At 59.4% G+C, this 14,425-nt stretch carries 14 protein-coding genes and 2 pseudogenes; 8 read left to right on the forward strand and 8 right to left on the reverse strand.

Features of this window, described 5'->3' with window-relative positions; translation table 11 throughout:
• Window positions 1-41 precede the first annotated feature (41 nt).
• Window positions 42-542, forward strand: a complete 501-nt coding sequence (locus tag BSK43_RS20360; RefSeq protein ID WP_077472741.1) for a low affinity iron permease family protein — start codon at window positions 42-44, stop codon at window positions 540-542.
• On the opposite strand, the gene purB is transcribed toward BSK43_RS20360, so the two are convergent.
• The 5 genes from purB to BSK43_RS20385 form a co-directional block, all read right to left on the reverse strand.
• Entirely contained in the window at window positions 539-1,840 is a 1,302-nt protein-coding gene (purB, locus tag BSK43_RS20365) for an adenylosuccinate lyase (protein WP_077472718.1), read from the reverse strand. The genes BSK43_RS20360 and purB overlap by 4 nt on opposite strands.
• Before the next feature lie 68 nt (window positions 1,841-1,908).
• Window positions 1,909-2,352 (reverse strand): hypothetical protein, encoded by a 444-nt coding sequence (locus tag BSK43_RS20370; protein WP_136687251.1) that lies wholly within the window; start codon window positions 2,350-2,352, stop codon window positions 1,909-1,911.
• A gap of 94 nt (window positions 2,353-2,446) precedes the next feature.
• Window positions 2,447-3,133: a ribulose-phosphate 3-epimerase gene (gene rpe, locus BSK43_RS20375; RefSeq protein WP_077472742.1), complete on the reverse strand. Its 687-nt coding sequence runs from the start codon at window positions 3,131-3,133 to the stop codon at window positions 2,447-2,449.
• Window positions 3,134-3,239: 106 nt separating this feature from the next.
• Complete coding sequence (locus BSK43_RS20380) at window positions 3,240-3,827, reverse strand: Imm42 family immunity protein (protein ID WP_077472719.1); 588 nt, start codon at window positions 3,825-3,827, stop codon at window positions 3,240-3,242.
• 104 nt (window positions 3,828-3,931) lie between these two features.
• Window positions 3,932-5,014 (reverse strand): ABC transporter substrate-binding protein, encoded by a 1,083-nt coding sequence (locus BSK43_RS20385; RefSeq protein WP_077472720.1) that lies wholly within the window; start codon window positions 5,012-5,014, stop codon window positions 3,932-3,934.
• Window positions 5,015-5,181: 167 nt separating this feature from the next.
• On the opposite strand from BSK43_RS20385, the gene BSK43_RS20390 reads away from it, so the two are divergent.
• The 7 genes and pseudogenes from BSK43_RS20390 to BSK43_RS20420 all read left to right on the forward strand — a co-directional run bounded on the left by BSK43_RS20390 (window position 5,182) and on the right by BSK43_RS20420 (window position 10,876).
• Window positions 5,182-5,676 (forward strand): flavin reductase, encoded by a 495-nt coding sequence (locus BSK43_RS20390; protein WP_068387975.1) that lies wholly within the window; start codon window positions 5,182-5,184, stop codon window positions 5,674-5,676.
• A gap of 19 nt (window positions 5,677-5,695) precedes the next feature.
• Window positions 5,696-6,628: a MoxR family ATPase gene (locus BSK43_RS20395; protein WP_077472721.1), complete on the forward strand. Its 933-nt coding sequence runs from the start codon at window positions 5,696-5,698 to the stop codon at window positions 6,626-6,628.
• A 3-nt stretch (window positions 6,629-6,631) separates the two neighbouring features.
• A pseudogene (locus BSK43_RS20400) lies at window positions 6,632-7,878 on the forward strand (VWA domain-containing protein).
• 7 nt (window positions 7,879-7,885) lie between these two features.
• The gene (locus BSK43_RS20405) at window positions 7,886-8,215 is read left to right on the forward strand and encodes an XdhC family protein (protein ID WP_077472722.1); all 330 of its coding nucleotides are present in this window, start codon (window positions 7,886-7,888) and stop codon (window positions 8,213-8,215) included.
• Window positions 8,215-8,922 carry an XdhC family protein gene (locus BSK43_RS20410; RefSeq protein ID WP_077472723.1) on the forward strand — a complete coding sequence of 236 codons (708 nt, stop codon included), beginning with the start codon at window positions 8,215-8,217 and terminating at the stop codon, window positions 8,920-8,922. The genes BSK43_RS20405 and BSK43_RS20410 overlap by 1 nt, the downstream gene beginning before the upstream one ends.
• Window positions 8,919-10,552: pseudogene (locus tag BSK43_RS20415) on the forward strand (molybdopterin-binding/glycosyltransferase family 2 protein). Before BSK43_RS20410 ends, BSK43_RS20415 begins: the two are co-directional and overlap by 4 nt.
• A gap of 3 nt (window positions 10,553-10,555) precedes the next feature.
• Entirely contained in the window at window positions 10,556-10,876 is a 321-nt protein-coding gene (locus BSK43_RS20420) for a TfoX/Sxy family protein (RefSeq protein WP_077472724.1), read from the forward strand.
• A 3-nt stretch (window positions 10,877-10,879) separates the two neighbouring features.
• Here BSK43_RS20420 and BSK43_RS20425 read toward each other — a convergent pair whose 3' ends face one another.
• From BSK43_RS20425 to BSK43_RS20435, 3 genes are all read right to left on the reverse strand, one after another.
• Window positions 10,880-11,302, reverse strand: coding sequence for an NUDIX domain-containing protein (locus tag BSK43_RS20425; protein WP_077472725.1), 423 nt, complete (start codon window positions 11,300-11,302; stop codon window positions 10,880-10,882).
• 36 nt (window positions 11,303-11,338) lie between these two features.
• Window positions 11,339-12,859, reverse strand: a complete 1,521-nt coding sequence (locus tag BSK43_RS20430) for a DEAD/DEAH box helicase (protein WP_077472726.1) — start codon at window positions 12,857-12,859, stop codon at window positions 11,339-11,341.
• 197 nt (window positions 12,860-13,056) lie between these two features.
• A complete protein-coding gene (locus tag BSK43_RS20435; RefSeq protein WP_077472727.1) occupies window positions 13,057-14,367 on the reverse strand; it encodes a peptidoglycan DD-metalloendopeptidase family protein in 1,311 nt (436 codons plus the stop codon).
• Between the last annotated feature and the right edge of the window lie 58 nt (window positions 14,368-14,425).

A 14,425-nucleotide genomic window follows, 5' to 3' on the forward strand; every position in this document is an offset into this window, starting at 1 on the left:
GCGTTGCCACGTTGATCCGCATCATCAAGGAGATGCGGATCATGGCCTGGCTTACGCATATCTTCACTCGTTTTGCGATCACGGTCTCGGAATGGACGGGCAAACCGGCTATATTCGTGCTGGCCTTGTTATCCGTCATCCTCTGGGGCGCCACCGGGCCGATCTTCGCTTATTCCGATACCTGGCAGCTTGTCATCAACACCAGCACGACGATCGTCACCTTCCTGATGGTATTTTTGCTGCAAAACGCCCAGACGCGCGACACGCGGGCAATCCAGGCCAAGCTCAACGAGCTGATCCTGACAAGCGCGGCCGAAAACCGCTTCATCGGCATCGAAAATCTCGATGACGAAGATCTCAAGCATCTGGACCGGCTGGTTGAGAAGGCAGCGAAACGCCATCACGAGCGGCATGCGGGCGATGCGGGTGAAAGCGTCGAGCACAATCGCACGGTCGCCGCCAAATCTGCCAACAAACGAAAAAGGCGGCGCACTAGCGGCACCGCCTCAACTCGCAATCAGAGCAATCCAGCCAAATCTTAGCCGAAGACGCGCTTGAAGATCGTGTCGACATGCTTGGTGTGGTAGCCGAGGTCGAACTTTTCGCGAATCTCTTCTTCGGACAGTGCTGCACGCACTTCCTGGTCGGCGAGCAGTTCCTCGAGGAAATCCTTGCCTTCCTCCCAGACCTTCATCGCATTGCGCTGAACGAGACGATAGGAATCCTCGCGGGAAACGCCTGCCTGGGTGAGCGCCAGCAAGACGCGCTGTGAGTGAACAAGTCCGCGGAACTTGTTCATATTCTTCATCATATTGTCCGGGTAGACGAGCAGCTTATCGATAACGCCGGTCATACGGGCAAGAGCAAAGTCGAGCGTCACGGTCGAATCCGGACCGATCATGCGCTCGACTGACGAATGCGAGATATCGCGCTCGTGCCAAAGCGCAACGTTTTCCATGGCGGGGATGGCATAAGAGCGAACCATACGGGCGAGGCCCGTCAGGTTCTCCGTGAGAACCGGATTGCGCTTATGCGGCATGGCCGAGGAGCCCTTCTGGCCGGGCGAGAAATACTCCTCGGCTTCGAGAACTTCGGTGCGTTGCAGGTGGCGGATTTCGGTCGAAAGGCGCTCGATCGAGGACGCGACGACGCCGAGGGTGGCGAAGAACATCGCGTGACGGTCGCGCGGGATGACCTGCGTGGAGACCGGCTCCGGCTTCAGGCCGAGTGCAGCGGCGACATGTTCCTCGACGCGGGGGTCGATATTGGCGAAGGTGCCGACAGCGCCTGATATCGCACATGTCGCGACTTCCTCGCGGGCCGCGATCAGACGCTGCTTGCAGCGCTCGAATTCGGCATAGGCGAGCGCCAGCTTGACGCCGAAGGTGGTGGGCTCGGCATGGATGCCATGCGAGCGGCCGATGGTAACGGTATCCTTGTGCTCGAAGGCGCGGCGCTTCAGGGCTTCCAGCAGCTTGTCGATATCGGCGAGCAGCAGGTCTGTAGCCCGCACGAGTTGGACGTTGAAGCAGGTATCGAGCACGTCGGAAGAGGTCATGCCCTGGTGCACGAAACGCGCATCCGGTCCGACGATTTCGGCGAGATGCGTCAGGAAGGCGATGACGTCGTGCTTGGTGACGGCCTCGATCTCGTCGATGCGGTCGACATCGAAGGTTGCCTTACCGCCCTTTTCCCAGATGGTGTCGGCGGCCGACTTCGGAATGACGCCGAGAGCTGCGAGCGCATCACAGGCATGGGCCTCGATCTCGAACCAGATACGGAACTTGGTTTCGGGCGACCAGATGGCGACCATTTCCGGTCGGGAGTAGCGCGGGATCATGGGCTCAAAGCTTTCTTGGCTAACGGTAAAGGAAACCTCGGCGCCCCCATAACAAAGACGGGCGGCAATCACAATGTTTGTCGCGTCGATCTTTCACCGCAACGCCTATGTCGCGCAAGATATGTGGCGGCAGCGATCAGGAAAAACAGACCGAAGGGCAGAAACAGGGTCAGGCCGAGGACTGCGAACTGGTAGACGGCGCTGGCGCCGGTAAACAGGAACTGGAATATCCAGATAAGCGAGCCGAACGGAGCGTGCCAGCGCGCATAGAACCAGCGATAGTCCATGGCGAAGAGGAAAGCTGTCGCGGCTACGGTACCGACTGACAATACGAGAAGGAATGCGGCGAAACGTGCACTGGGCGGCCGGTGTTTGGTGAAATGCCCGGTAAGCGGCACCATGACGAGCCAGGAGAGGGTGCCACCGAAAAAATAAACGAGGGTGAGGGCGGTCAGGTGGCTCGTCAGAAGACCATTGCGCAGATACAGCGCCGCTAGCGCCGAAATCGCCATTGCCAGGCCCCAACAGGCTGCACCACAGAAAAGTCCAAGGCAATAGGAGGCGGCGGTCCGCGCTCGGCCCGCCGCCTTGATGGTGCTGGTCGGATTAGTTCGATCCAACGCGACCTCGTTCGGCCGCAGCCCTGAGATCGCCGATCGTTTGCTTGTAGGCGTCGACTGATTCGCCCTTGAAGATCGCGGACCCCGCAACAAGGACATTGGCGCCGGAGGCGATGATGAGCTCGGCCGTATCGGTGGAGACACCGCCATCGACCTCCAGCTCGATCGGCCGGTCACCGATCAGAGACCTGGCATTGCGGATCTTGTCGGCCATGGCCGGAATGAACTTCTGGCCACCAAAGCCTGGATTGACCGACATGATCAGGATCAGGTCGATATCGTCGATCACGTTTTCCAGGATCGAGAGCGGCGTTGCCGGATTGAGGGTGACGCCGACCTTCTTGCCGAGATGCCGGATCGTCTGCAACGAGCGGTGCAGGTGGACGCCGGCTTCGGCATGCACGGTAATCCGGTCGCAGCCCGCCTTGGCGAAGGCTTCGAGATAGGGATCGGCGGGCGTGATCATCAGATGGCAGTCGAAGGTGGCGGTCGTATAGGGACGCAAGGCTTTGATCACGTCGGGGCCGAAGGAAATGTTCGGCACGAAATGCCCATCCATGACATCGAGATGGATCCAGTCGGCTCCGGCTTCGGTCACATCCTTCACTTCCTGGCCGAGCTTGGCAAAATCGGCGGCAAGAATGGAAGGGGCAATGCGGATCGGCAAGGTCATGGGAAAGCTGAGCTCCATCTGATTTTTTCAGTCTGGATTAGCACCGCTTCGGCGGGCAAACAATGCAGATGACGTTGATGCGGCGCGCGGATTCGACGGATGCTCGTTATTTCTTCGCGAGTGCGTCACCACTTTCTTGGACCTTTAACGCCCATTCCGCAGCAAACAAATCACTCCAACGAGATAGGACATTGTAGAAGACCTCTGCGTCGAGCCATTCCTCTGCGACTGTGCTCACCAATCCCTCAAGATAGCCGGTGTTTTTGAAAGCGATGAGGCGAACTTTGCTCTCGACGTCGAATTGAAGAATATGGCTTCCGTCATCGAAGGCCTCATCGCCATCCGGAGCCCAGACCACCGCGCTCTTATGTATAAGGTCCGCAAACTTGGCCTTTGACAGACCAAAATAGTTGGTTCGTTCTGTATCGGTATAAACAGCCTCCAAGTAAGCTTCGGCGATCAAAGCCGCTTCTATGTTCGACAGAAGCGGAATTTGATGCGTTCCTTCTTGCTGCAAGCGGTCGTTAACGCCATCGAACGAGCAGCCCAACATTGAGGCGTCCGGTTTCCGGACTCCGTGCAACTTCCCTCCGATGTGGATGACGAAGTAGCCTAATGCTCTTTGGCTGAGGTTTGGAAATGCCCGTGTTATCGAGCTTTCAATCGCGAAGAATTTGGTGTCGCCAACAATCATGGAGTTCACGTCTATCTCCGGTCATTCGCTGTGGCGGATCATCAAATTTGGATTTCGCTCTGTCCTACCGTTAAAGAAGCTTCGTCTTGCTCGGCTGAATCGCCTCAATTCGATGGCAGAGTTGCCGGCACGAAAGCACTGCCGCGCCACTCCAGCAGCCGATAGGCATTTTCGGTCAGTTCATGGTTCTGACCGAAGGTGATGGGGCCGATGGCCGTCTGGAACGCCGTGCCGATGAGCTTGTCGGCTATCGCTTTGTTTTCCGCTTTGGCGCTTTCGGCTGCCTGATTGGCGATCTGGACTGCGGCGGCCGACGGCAGGATATAGCCGTCCGGTTCGATGCCGCCGGCGCGCATGGCTTGCACGGTCGGCTGTGCCGCGGGCAGGCTGGTGTAGTCGGGTAGTGCGATGGCCTGTACGCCCTCCTGCAGCGGTACCGGTTGATCGGCGGCGCGCATGGCATCGCCGCCGATGATCGCAAGCGGAATATTCTCGCTCTTGGCGTCGCGGGCAATTACGGCCACGTCGCTGCGGTCACCACCGATGAATACCCGTGTGGCACCGGCTTTCTTCAGGCGGCGCACGAGGGCGATCTGCTGATCCTGGAGGGGGCGGTAGGTATCCGTGAAGACGGGCTTCAAGCCCTTTTCCTCAAGCGCAGTGCGGATCGCGCCCACCAGTTCGCGACCGTGGATCGTGCCGTCGTCGATCAGGGCCAACGGGTCGCCTGCCCAGTTTTTCAGGATCGTGTCGATGGCCATTGCAGCTTCCGCAGTGTCTACCGGCGCCAGGCGAAATAGCGGCCAGCCGTTCTTCACGGCATCTTCCATCAGGATGCGTGAACGCACGGAGACGGTAATGGCTGGAATGCCGGCATCCTTGAGGCGGGGCAAGGCGCCTTCCAGCGTCTCGGTGCAGAGAAAACCGATGGCTACCTGCACCTTGGCGGCGATCATTGCCTCGGCCGCAGCCCGCCCGCCATCCTCCGTGCAGGGTTCGTCGACGATGGTCGCCGTGTCCTTCTGTGCCTGGATCTCGAAATTGGCGCCGGCGGTAATCTCGGCACCCAGCGTGGCGAAATTGCCGTCCTGCGGTGCCACGACACCGATATGAACATCTGCGGCGTAGCTGCTGCCGGCCGCGGAAAGCAGCACAAACAGAAGCGGAAGGCGACGCAGAACGTTCATCGATTGCTTATCCCGGACAATTTTCTGCTCTATTTATCCGTCTGGAGGAGATCGTCAAAGAAAAAGCAGCAGAATCCCTCTGTTTTCAATAGAGCTATTGTAGAAAAGCTAACACCTGCCCGCCATATTGAACGAAGACGGGGTATCACAGGAAGATGGAGACGGTGGTGCTAGACAGGCAGCGTATGGATCCGGCGCTTTATCGCGATGCCATGAGCCGCTATGCGGGGCATGTGCAACTGGTGACGACGGCGCTCGGTGGTGAGCGGCGCGGCGTGACGATCACGGCAGCCTGCTCGGTATCGGATAGTCCGGCGACGGTTCTGATCTGCCTCAACAACAGCAACATCAAGAACGAGATCTTCTTCAACAGCGGCATCTTCGCGCTGAATACGCTCGGTGCCGACCACCAGTCGCTGGCCGACGCCTTTTCCGGCAAGACGCAGATGACGACCGACGAGCGCTTTGCCGCCGGCAAATTCGAGACTCTGGCCACCGGCGCGCCTGTCCTTGCGGATGCGCTGGCCGCCTTCGATTGCCGCGTGATCGAGATCAAACAGGCTTCGACCCATAACATCATCTTCGGCGAGGTCATGGCCATACGCTATAGCGAGCCAAAGCCGGCATTGCTGTATATGAACCGCGGCTACCACGCGCTATAACTCCCTCGAGGGAGTTATCATGGCGGATCAAGAATCATCACCTTCGTTGCCGAGTTCGATCGAAGAGACGATAGCGCTGCTCGGCGCTCATGATTATCTGGCCGGGCGCGCGGTCGGCACGGTACTTTTTCTGGCTTTGAAGATGAAGCGGCCGCTTTTCCTGGAGGGCGAGGCCGGCGTGGGCAAGACGGAGATCGCCAAGGTCCTGTCCAAGGCGCTCGACCGGCCATTGATCCGTCTTCAATGTTACGAAGGTCTGGATGTCTCGTCGGCCGTCTACGAGTGGAATTATCCGGCCCAGATGCTGGAGATCCGCCTCGCGGAAGCATCGGGTATCACCGATCGCGAGCGCATAGAGGCCGATATTTTCTCCGAACGCTATCTGATCCGCCGGCCGGTGCTGCAGGCGCTGTCGGGCGTCGGCGGCCGGGCGCCGGTGTTTCTGATCGATGAGCTTGATCGTACCGATGAGGCATTCGAAGCGTTCCTTCTCGAAGTGCTTTCCGACTTTCAAGTGACGGTGCCGGAACTTGGCACCATCCGTGCGAATGAACCGCCCATCGTCATCATCACCACGAACCGCACGCGCGAGGTACACGACGCGCTCAAGCGGCGTTGTCTCTACCATTGGGTCGATTATCCGCAGGCGGAGCATGAGCTGGAGATCATCCGCCGCAAGGTGCCTGATTGCAGCGAGGCTCTATCGCGGCAGATTGTTGCCTATGTGCAGAAGCTCCGTGCGCTCGATCTCTACAAGAACCCCGGCGTTGCCGAGACGATCGACTGGGCGACCGCTTTGACCGAGCTGGATCGATTGGTGCTCGATCCTGAGACAGTTTCGGACACTTTGGGCACATTGTTGAAATACCAGGATGATATCGCTCGTATCCAGGGCGCCGAGGGCAAGCGCCTGCTTGATGAAGTGAAATTGGAGCTGCTTGCAGCAGGTTAGGCTATGGAACCGGGTGAGCAAGATGGCATCGGCGTCGCGCAGTCACCAACCGGTGATGGACGTCTTGCAGACAATATCGTCTTTTTCGGGCGTGCGCTGCGAAAGGCCGGACTGAAGATCGGCCCCGGCGCGATTGTGGATGCTATTGAAGCCGTGGAAGCGATCCACATCGGCTCGCGCGAGGAGTTTCACGCCGCTCTCTGCTCTGTCTTCGTCAAGCGGCGTGACGATCTGGCGGTTTTCGACGAGGCGTTCCGGCTGTTCTGGAGCCCTCGGGATCTCGTCGCAAAGATGATCGCGATGATACCGTCGGAGGCGCTGGATCGCAGCGACGTCAAAAGGCCGAATGCCGATCAGACCCGCTCGGGTGATGTCCTGTCGAATGGTCGCGAAGACTGGCGCCCACAACGCGAAACTCCCGGCATCGAGATTGATACCCGCTTCACGACGTCAGGCAGCGATGTGCTGCGCCGGCTGGATTTTGCGCAGATGTCGGCGGCTGAGATCGCAGTTGCCAAGAAGGAGCTCGCAAAGCTGAGGCTGCGCTGGATCGCGTCCGTACGCGCCGCTTTGCACCCTCGCATAGACCAGTCAAGATCGATCCGCGTGCAACAATGCGATCTGCCCTGCGCACCGGGGGAACCTTGATCCTACCGCGCTTTAGGCAGCCTAAGCATATTCAGCCGCCGCTGGTGGTGCTGGCGGATATTTCCGGTTCGATGAGCCAATATACGCGCATCTTTCTGCATTTCCTGCATGTGCTGACCGAACGGCGTCGGCGGGTACATACGTTTCTCTTCGGTACGCGGCTCTCCAACGTTACCAGGGCCATGCGCCACAAGGATCCCGATCAGGCGCTCAATGAGTGCGCCGCGGTGGTGCGCGATTGGTCTGGAGGGACGCGCATCGGCGAGACGCTGAGGGAATTCAACCGGCTTTGGGCGCGCCGGGTACTCGGGCAGGGCGCGATCGTGCTTCTGATCACCGACGGGCTGGAGCGTGAGGGCGTGGAAGAGCTCGCCGAGGAAATGGATCGTCTGCATCGCTCCTGTCGGCGGCTCATCTGGCTCAATCCACTCTTGCGCTTCGATGGCTTCGAGGCGCGCGCTCGCGGCGTAAAAGCCATGCTGCCGCATGTTGACGAATTCCGTCCGGTTCACAATCTATTATCTCTGGCCGATCTCGTATCGGCTCTCACCGCCGGCCGCGCGGATGCCTACGATCCCCGCCGGTTTCTCAGTAAGTCATGAGGCTCCGATGTCAGACATATTCGAAAGCCTGGATCCGCTTGTCATCGCGGAGGAATGGGTGTCGGCGGGTCGTGACGTGGCCATGGCGACGGTCATCGATACTTGGGGGTCGGCACCACGACCAGCCGGCAGCCATCTGGTGATAGACGGCGAAGGCAATTTTCACGGTTCGGTTTCGGGTGGCTGCGTGGAAGGTGCCGTGATCACCGAGGCGCTCGATGTTATCGCAACAGGCAAATCGCAAATGCTCGAATTCGGCGTCGCCGACGAGACTGCATGGCGCGTCGGTCTCTCCTGCGGCGGCCGAATCCGCATTTACGTGGAAAGGCTGACCTGATGGATCGTCAGATACTGGCGCGGCTGAATGCGTTGCGGCATGGGCGGCAAGCGGCGATCCTCGTCACTGACCTGTCGGGCGGCGCGGACAGGCTGATTGTCGAGGGTGACAGGCTGGAAGGTGTGATGGCCGATGCTGTTGCCTCGGCATTCCGGTCGGGCAGGTCGTCGGCCGTGGAAATCGAGGGGCAGAGCTTTTTCCTGAACGTCCATCTGCCGCCACCGCGCATCGTCGTCATCGGGGCCGTACATATCAGCCAGGTTCTGGCGCGCATGGCGACGCTTGCCGGTTTTGATATCACCATCATCGATCCCCGCACGGCGTTTGCGACGCAGGAACGCTTCGAGGGTATCGACCTGATTGCCGATTGGCCGGCGGATGCGCTCAAGGAACGGCCGCTCGATAGCTACATGGCGCTAGTGGCCGTAACACATGATCCGAAAATCGACGACGAGCCGATCATGCAGGCGTTGAGGACCGGCTGTTTCTATGTCGGCGCGCTCGGCAGCCGCAAGACCCATGCCGGCCGACTGGAGCGTTTGAAGCGGGAGGGACTGACGGAGGAAGATCTTGTCCGCATCCACGCCCCGATCGGTCTTGCAATCGGTGCCTCAAACCCGGCGGAGATTGCAGTTGCCATTGTGGCCGAAATAATCGGTTCTCTTCGTGGTCGCGATGTGTCGTTGCCCAAGGGCGCAAGACCATGATCTTCGGCGAGTTTCAGACGGTTGAAGCCGAGGGGGTGGTTCTCGCGCATTCTGTTCGGCTATCCGACAGCGGCTTTTCCAAGGGTTACAGGCTGAACCGTGCCGATATCGAGCGTCTGGTGGCCGCCGGGATCGACCATGTTATCGCTGCGCGCATCGAACTTGGCGATCTGATGGAGGACGAGGCAGCAGAGCAGCTCGCGCGCGCGGTTGCCCCCGATCATTTAACCTTCTCGGAGGCAACGACGGGTCGCGTCAATATTTATAGCGCTGTCGATGGTCTCTTTGTCGCGGATCGAATGGCCGTGGATCGGTTGAATGCTGTCGACCCGGCAATCACGCTCGCCTGTCTCGCCGATCATGTGCCGGTGCGTGCGGGCGATATGGTGGCGACTTTCAAGATCATTCCACTGGCTGTTTCAGGATCTAAGGTCGCGGCCGGCATCGAGATCCTGAGGCTGATGCCCGTCTTCGAAGTCAAGCCATTCCAGGCGCATGCCGTGTCGCTGGTCGCCACGGAGCTACCATCGCTGAAGACCAATGTCATGGACAAGACGACGCGCGTTCTATCGCAACGGCTGCAGCTCGCCGGCAGCACATTACAGCGGGAAGAGCGTGTCGCCCACCGGGCGAATGCGGTTGCCGACGCGATCTGTCGCGCGCTGGAAGCTCCCGACCGGCTACCGAAGCTGATGATTGTTTTCGGCGCATCGGCGTCATCGATGCCGGCGATGTCATCCCGGCAGCAATCCGGCTTGCTGGCGGCGAGGTCATTCAGGTCGGTATGCCCGTGGACCCTGGTAATTTGCTGGTGCTGGGAAGAATTGGTGATGTCCATGTTGTCGGAGCGCCGGGATGTGCGCGCAGCCCAAAGGAAAATGGTTTCGACTGGGTGCTGGATCGTATCTTAGCCGGCGAACAACCGACACCCCAGGATATCAGCGGCATGGGTGTTGGAGGATTGTTGATGGAAATTCAGTCGCGGCCCCGGCCACGCGATATCGCCGCCAAGCCGGCCTCGCAGATATCGGTTGCGGTGGTGTTGCTGGCAGCGGGCAGGGCGAGCCGTATGGGCGAGGGCGGCTTGCACAAGCTGCTGGCGGAATTCGAGGGTGTACCATTGGTTCGTCGATCCGCCTCGACTGCGGTTGCGAGTGGAGTATCTGCCGTCATTGTCGTGACGGGGCACCGCCGCGACGAGATCGACCAGACACTAAGTGGTCTTGCTCTTGAGCAGGTATACAATCCGGATTATGCATCCGGCATGGCAAGCTCTCTGGTCGCAGGTGTCGGCACAGCGGCCGCCCAGCGCGCGGATGGTGTTCTTGTCATGCTGGCCGATATGCCCGGCGTCACCAGCGACGATCTGAAAAGCCTGATTGCAGCCTTTCGCGGGGCTGGCGGCCACGCGATCGTGCGGGCGGTATCGGCTGGCAAGCGTGGCAACCCCGTGATCCTGCCACGTACCGTGCTGAACGCCGTCATGCGCCTTGAGGGCGATGTCGGCGCGCGACATATCATCGAGACATCCGGGCTGCCGGTTCTTGACGTCGATATCGGTGAAGCGGCACATCTCGATGTGGATACGCCTGAAGCCGTCATCGCTGCTGGCGGTGTCTTGAAGGGATAGGGAATGGACAATAACGATATCGAAGACATGTTTCAGTCACTTGGGCCGGTAACCATCAAGCGGATGTTCGGTGGCAAGGGGATCTACCACATGGGGCGCATCCTCGCGCTCGAAGTCGATGACGAGATACTGCTGAAAGCCGATGACGTCAGCGCCGGGGAATTCGAGGCGGCCGGCGCGCGGCGCTGGGCCTATGAGGGAAAGAAGGGCAAGGCTATCAACATGCCCTATTGGTCGATACCCGAGGATGCTTTCGACGACCCGGACATCATGGCGAATTGGGTGAGATTGGCTTACGAGGCTGCCTTGCGTGCCGATAAATAGGCGTCAGCGAAAGTCTGATTCGCTGAGATGCGCGATCGTTGCCCTGGCAAAGTCCGAGAGTCGAGCCGGCAACTCATCGCGGCCGAACCAGCCGAAATCAGAGAGCTTGTCCGGTTCCATCAGGCGCGGCTCGCCGGAGAAATCCTTGCAGACATAGATCAGCGAAATCCAGTGCTGCCGATCCGCCGCAACGATGACTTCCGTTGCGCAGAGATATTCGATCTTTCCGATGGAAAGGCCGCTTTCCTCTTCCGCCTCACGGATGGCGGCGTGGGCGGCAGGCTCCATATGGTCGACTTTGCCGCCGACGATGCTCCAGAAGCCGGCTTCCGGCGCCTTGAGGCGCTTGTAAAGCAATAATTTGCCGTCCCGCAAAATTGCGAGACCTGTTCCTAGTCCTGGGAAATCAATGCCGGGCTTGCCCATGCGTACATCCCGAGATGTGCGGCAAAATGGGAGCTATCAGCCCTTGGCGCTTGCCACGATGAGCATGAAAGCCGGGATATCGTCGCCGAAGCCGACAGGAGTCGGTCCGTCATCATGGTCACGGTAACGGTTGCGGCGCTCGCGATTGTCGTCGTTCGCAGCAGGGAAGGGCCGGTTGTTGTTATTACGAGAACCGTTGTTGGATTTGTTGTTGTTCTCGGACTTGCGCTCGTTTCTCACGCTTTCAGCCTTTGCTGGTGCTGCTTCGATCACTGCAACGCCATTATCTTCGACGTCGATATCAGTTTTATGACTCGAGGCACTCCGGCCTCTGGGGCTGCGATCACGATCGCGGCCTTTGCCTTTCGGCTCGCGGCGGCGAGGAGAACGATTGTCGTCCCCACCTTCTTCGGCTGGCGGCAATGCCGACAGATCACCGTTCAGCCATTGCACATCCTCGCCAATCAGCTTTTCGATCGCGTCGATATGCTTGGTGTCACGCTTCGTCACGAGGGTGAAGGCGGCACCGGAGCGGCCGGCACGGCCGGTACGGCCGATACGATGAACATAATCTTCCGAATGGATCGGAACGTCGAAATTGAAGACGTGACCGACATCGGGAAGGTCGAGGCCGCGTGCGGCGACGTCGGAAGCAACGAGAAGCTGGATCTGGCCGTCGCGGAAGTTCTGCAACATCGTCGTGCGCGAACGCTGGTCCATGTCGCCATGCAATGCACCGACCGAGAAGCCGTGGCGTTCAAGCGAACGGAAGAGGTCGGCCACATCCACCTTGCGATTGCAGAAGATGATGGCGTTCTTCAGATCCGTCTGGGCGCGGATGAGGTCGCGCAGCGTGGCGCGCTTCTCATAATCCTTGCTGTGCGAAGCGACGAAGCGTTGCGTCACGGTCTTCGCCGTCGATGCAGGCTTGGCGACTTCGACACGTTCCGGGTTCTGCAGGAAGCGGTCGGCCAGTTTCTGGATTTCCGTCGGCATGGTGGCCGAGAAGAACAGCGTCTGGCGGGTAAAGGGAATGAGCTTGGCGATGCGCTCGATATCCGGAATGAAGCCCATATCCAGCATGCGGTCCGCTTCGTCGATGACGAAAATCTCGACGGCGCTCATCAGCAGCTTGCCGCGCTCGAAATGGTCGAGCAGGCGGCCGGGCGTGCAGATCAGCACATCGGCGCCGCGTTCCAGCTTGCGATCCTGTTCCTCGAACGACACGCCGCCGATCAGCAGTGCGATGTTGAGGCGGTGGTTCTTGCCGTATTTCTCGAAGTTCTCGGCGACCTGGGCCGCCAGCTCGCGCGTCGGCTCCAGGATCAGTGTGCGCGGCATGCGGGCACGCGCACGACCCTTTTCAAGCAGGGTCAGCATCGGCAGCACGAAGGAGGCCGTCTTGCCTGTACCCGTCTGGGCGATACCACAGATATCGCGGCGCTGTAGCGCAAATGGGATGGCACCGGCCTGAATCGGAGTCGGTGTGGTGTAGCCCGCGTCAGTAACCGCGGAAAGGACTTTTTGGCTCAAGCCAAGGTCAGCAAATGTTGTCAAAGGGAAAACTAGTTCCGTCTTGGTTCGGTCGAACACTATGAATCGACACGCAAGAACGTGCCGGAATGCAGCGCGACATAGAACCAAATACCCGTGAAGTCAAGGAAAGCAGCCGCTTCTGTGGGCTCGAAGTTCATTCATGACGCAATTTTTAGATTAGTGCCACATTTGTTGCGCCTTTGTCACAACTTCGGCGGCTAAATTGCGCCGAGTCCCTGAATGTAGCTTGCGAGTTTCGTGCCGGCATTGATGAAATACATAGGATCTATGGGGTGTCCGTTTTCGCGAACTTCATAGTGCAAATGCGTGCCCGTCGAACGTCCGGTACTGCCAGCAAGACCGACGACATCGCCGGTGCCGACCTTGTCGCCGACCCTGACCAGCACTTGCTCCATGTGACCGTAGCGCGTGGATATGCCGTCGCCGTGGTCGATCTCCACCATATTGCCATAGCCGCCTGTCCAGCCCGCCGAAACTATTTTTCCGGGAGCCGTTGCCTTGATCCGTTCGCCGGGGCTGAAATGAAAATCGGTGCCGGTATGAAGGGCCAGCGTGCCGAAGAATGGGTCCTTGCGATTGCCGAAGGGGCTGGTGATGAGCTTGCCCGGCGCAGGATTTCTGAATGGCAGGCTTTCGGCGGTTCCCCGCACCGTTTCCAATCGCGTCAGGGCGGTATCGAGATCGGCCATTGACTGCTCAAACTGATCGACATTCTCCGGCGCGACATAGGGGCCGCCAACGCCACCATCCTCATCCTCTTTACTGGCAACTTCGTCCGGAACCTTGACGCCGACATTGTGCATGATCGCCTGAATCTCGTTCGTCGTTCCCGATGCGTCAGCCGTAAGGTTGCGGATGCGGGTCAGCTGATCCTGTTCGATATGCTTCAGGGACAGCGTCACTTTCGAAAAGACACGGTCGGCGCGGTCGGCGACGGTTTCGGGGGCGGGGACATAGGCGAGTGTGGAGTTGTCGGGAGTAACGTCGGCGGGTTTGCCGCCTGAGAGAAGCTTTTCGATTGCCTTCGGCGCCGTCAATTGCGCATGGTCGTTCTTCGCCCCTTGCGCATTCACATCGGTATGTGGGCTCTTGTCGGTAAGGCCGGAACTCTCGGCTCTGTCAAGCAGCGCATTGAGCTTGCCGCCGCGCGACGATAGTTGCTGCTGCTGCTCGATGAGCTTGTCGACCTTCTCTTCGACGACCTGCTGATCCAGGAGCTGGCGGGAGGTGACGCGATCGACCTGGGCGCGCAGCGCGGCAATGCGGTCCTCATAGTCATATTGCATGCGGGCCTGGCGAGCCATGGTTGCGCCGATCAAGTCGTCACGCAGGACAAGGTAGGAGGTCGCCAGGAGATAGCCGATCGAGAAGAGGCCGACCAAGCAGACGGCAATTGCGGCCATCCATGGGCGCACGGTCATGTGACGCACGGTGTCACCGCTCGCCAGAATGATCGTGTGGTGCCGCTGCTGCTTGCCGAAAACCCGGTTCTGAGGTCTTGCTGTCACCGAGACTCTCCCAATTGATACCATTTGGCATCTATTGGAACTACACGGCATTATGGTT

The sequence above is a fragment of the Rhizobium sp. P44RR-XXIV genome, assembly GCF_001999485.2.
GTDB lineage: Bacteria > Pseudomonadota > Alphaproteobacteria > Rhizobiales > Rhizobiaceae > Rhizobium.

Coding starts and splice junctions, on each gene's coding strand:
- BSK43_RS20405 (WP_077472722.1), top strand. CDS start 7,886: ATGTCAGACATATTCGAAAGCCTGGATCCGCTTGTCATCGCGGAGGAA.
- rpe (WP_077472742.1), bottom strand. CDS start 3,133: ATGACCTTGCCGATCCGCATTGCCCCTTCCATTCTTGCCGCCGATTTT.
- BSK43_RS20370 (WP_136687251.1), bottom strand. CDS start 2,352: ATGGCGATTTCGGCGCTAGCGGCGCTGTATCTGCGCAATGGTCTTCTG.
- BSK43_RS20410 (WP_077472723.1), top strand. CDS start 8,215: ATGGATCGTCAGATACTGGCGCGGCTGAATGCGTTGCGGCATGGGCGG.
- BSK43_RS20380 (WP_077472719.1), bottom strand. CDS start 3,827: ATGATTGTTGGCGACACCAAATTCTTCGCGATTGAAAGCTCGATAACA.
- BSK43_RS20360 (WP_077472741.1), top strand. CDS start 42: ATGGCCTGGCTTACGCATATCTTCACTCGTTTTGCGATCACGGTCTCG.
- BSK43_RS20395 (WP_077472721.1), top strand. CDS start 5,696: ATGGCGGATCAAGAATCATCACCTTCGTTGCCGAGTTCGATCGAAGAG.
- BSK43_RS20385 (WP_077472720.1), bottom strand. CDS start 5,014: ATGAACGTTCTGCGTCGCCTTCCGCTTCTGTTTGTGCTGCTTTCCGCG.
- BSK43_RS20420 (WP_077472724.1), top strand. CDS start 10,556: ATGGACAATAACGATATCGAAGACATGTTTCAGTCACTTGGGCCGGTA.
- BSK43_RS20425 (WP_077472725.1), bottom strand. CDS start 11,302: ATGGGCAAGCCCGGCATTGATTTCCCAGGACTAGGAACAGGTCTCGCA.
- purB (WP_077472718.1), bottom strand. CDS start 1,840: ATGATCCCGCGCTACTCCCGACCGGAAATGGTCGCCATCTGGTCGCCC.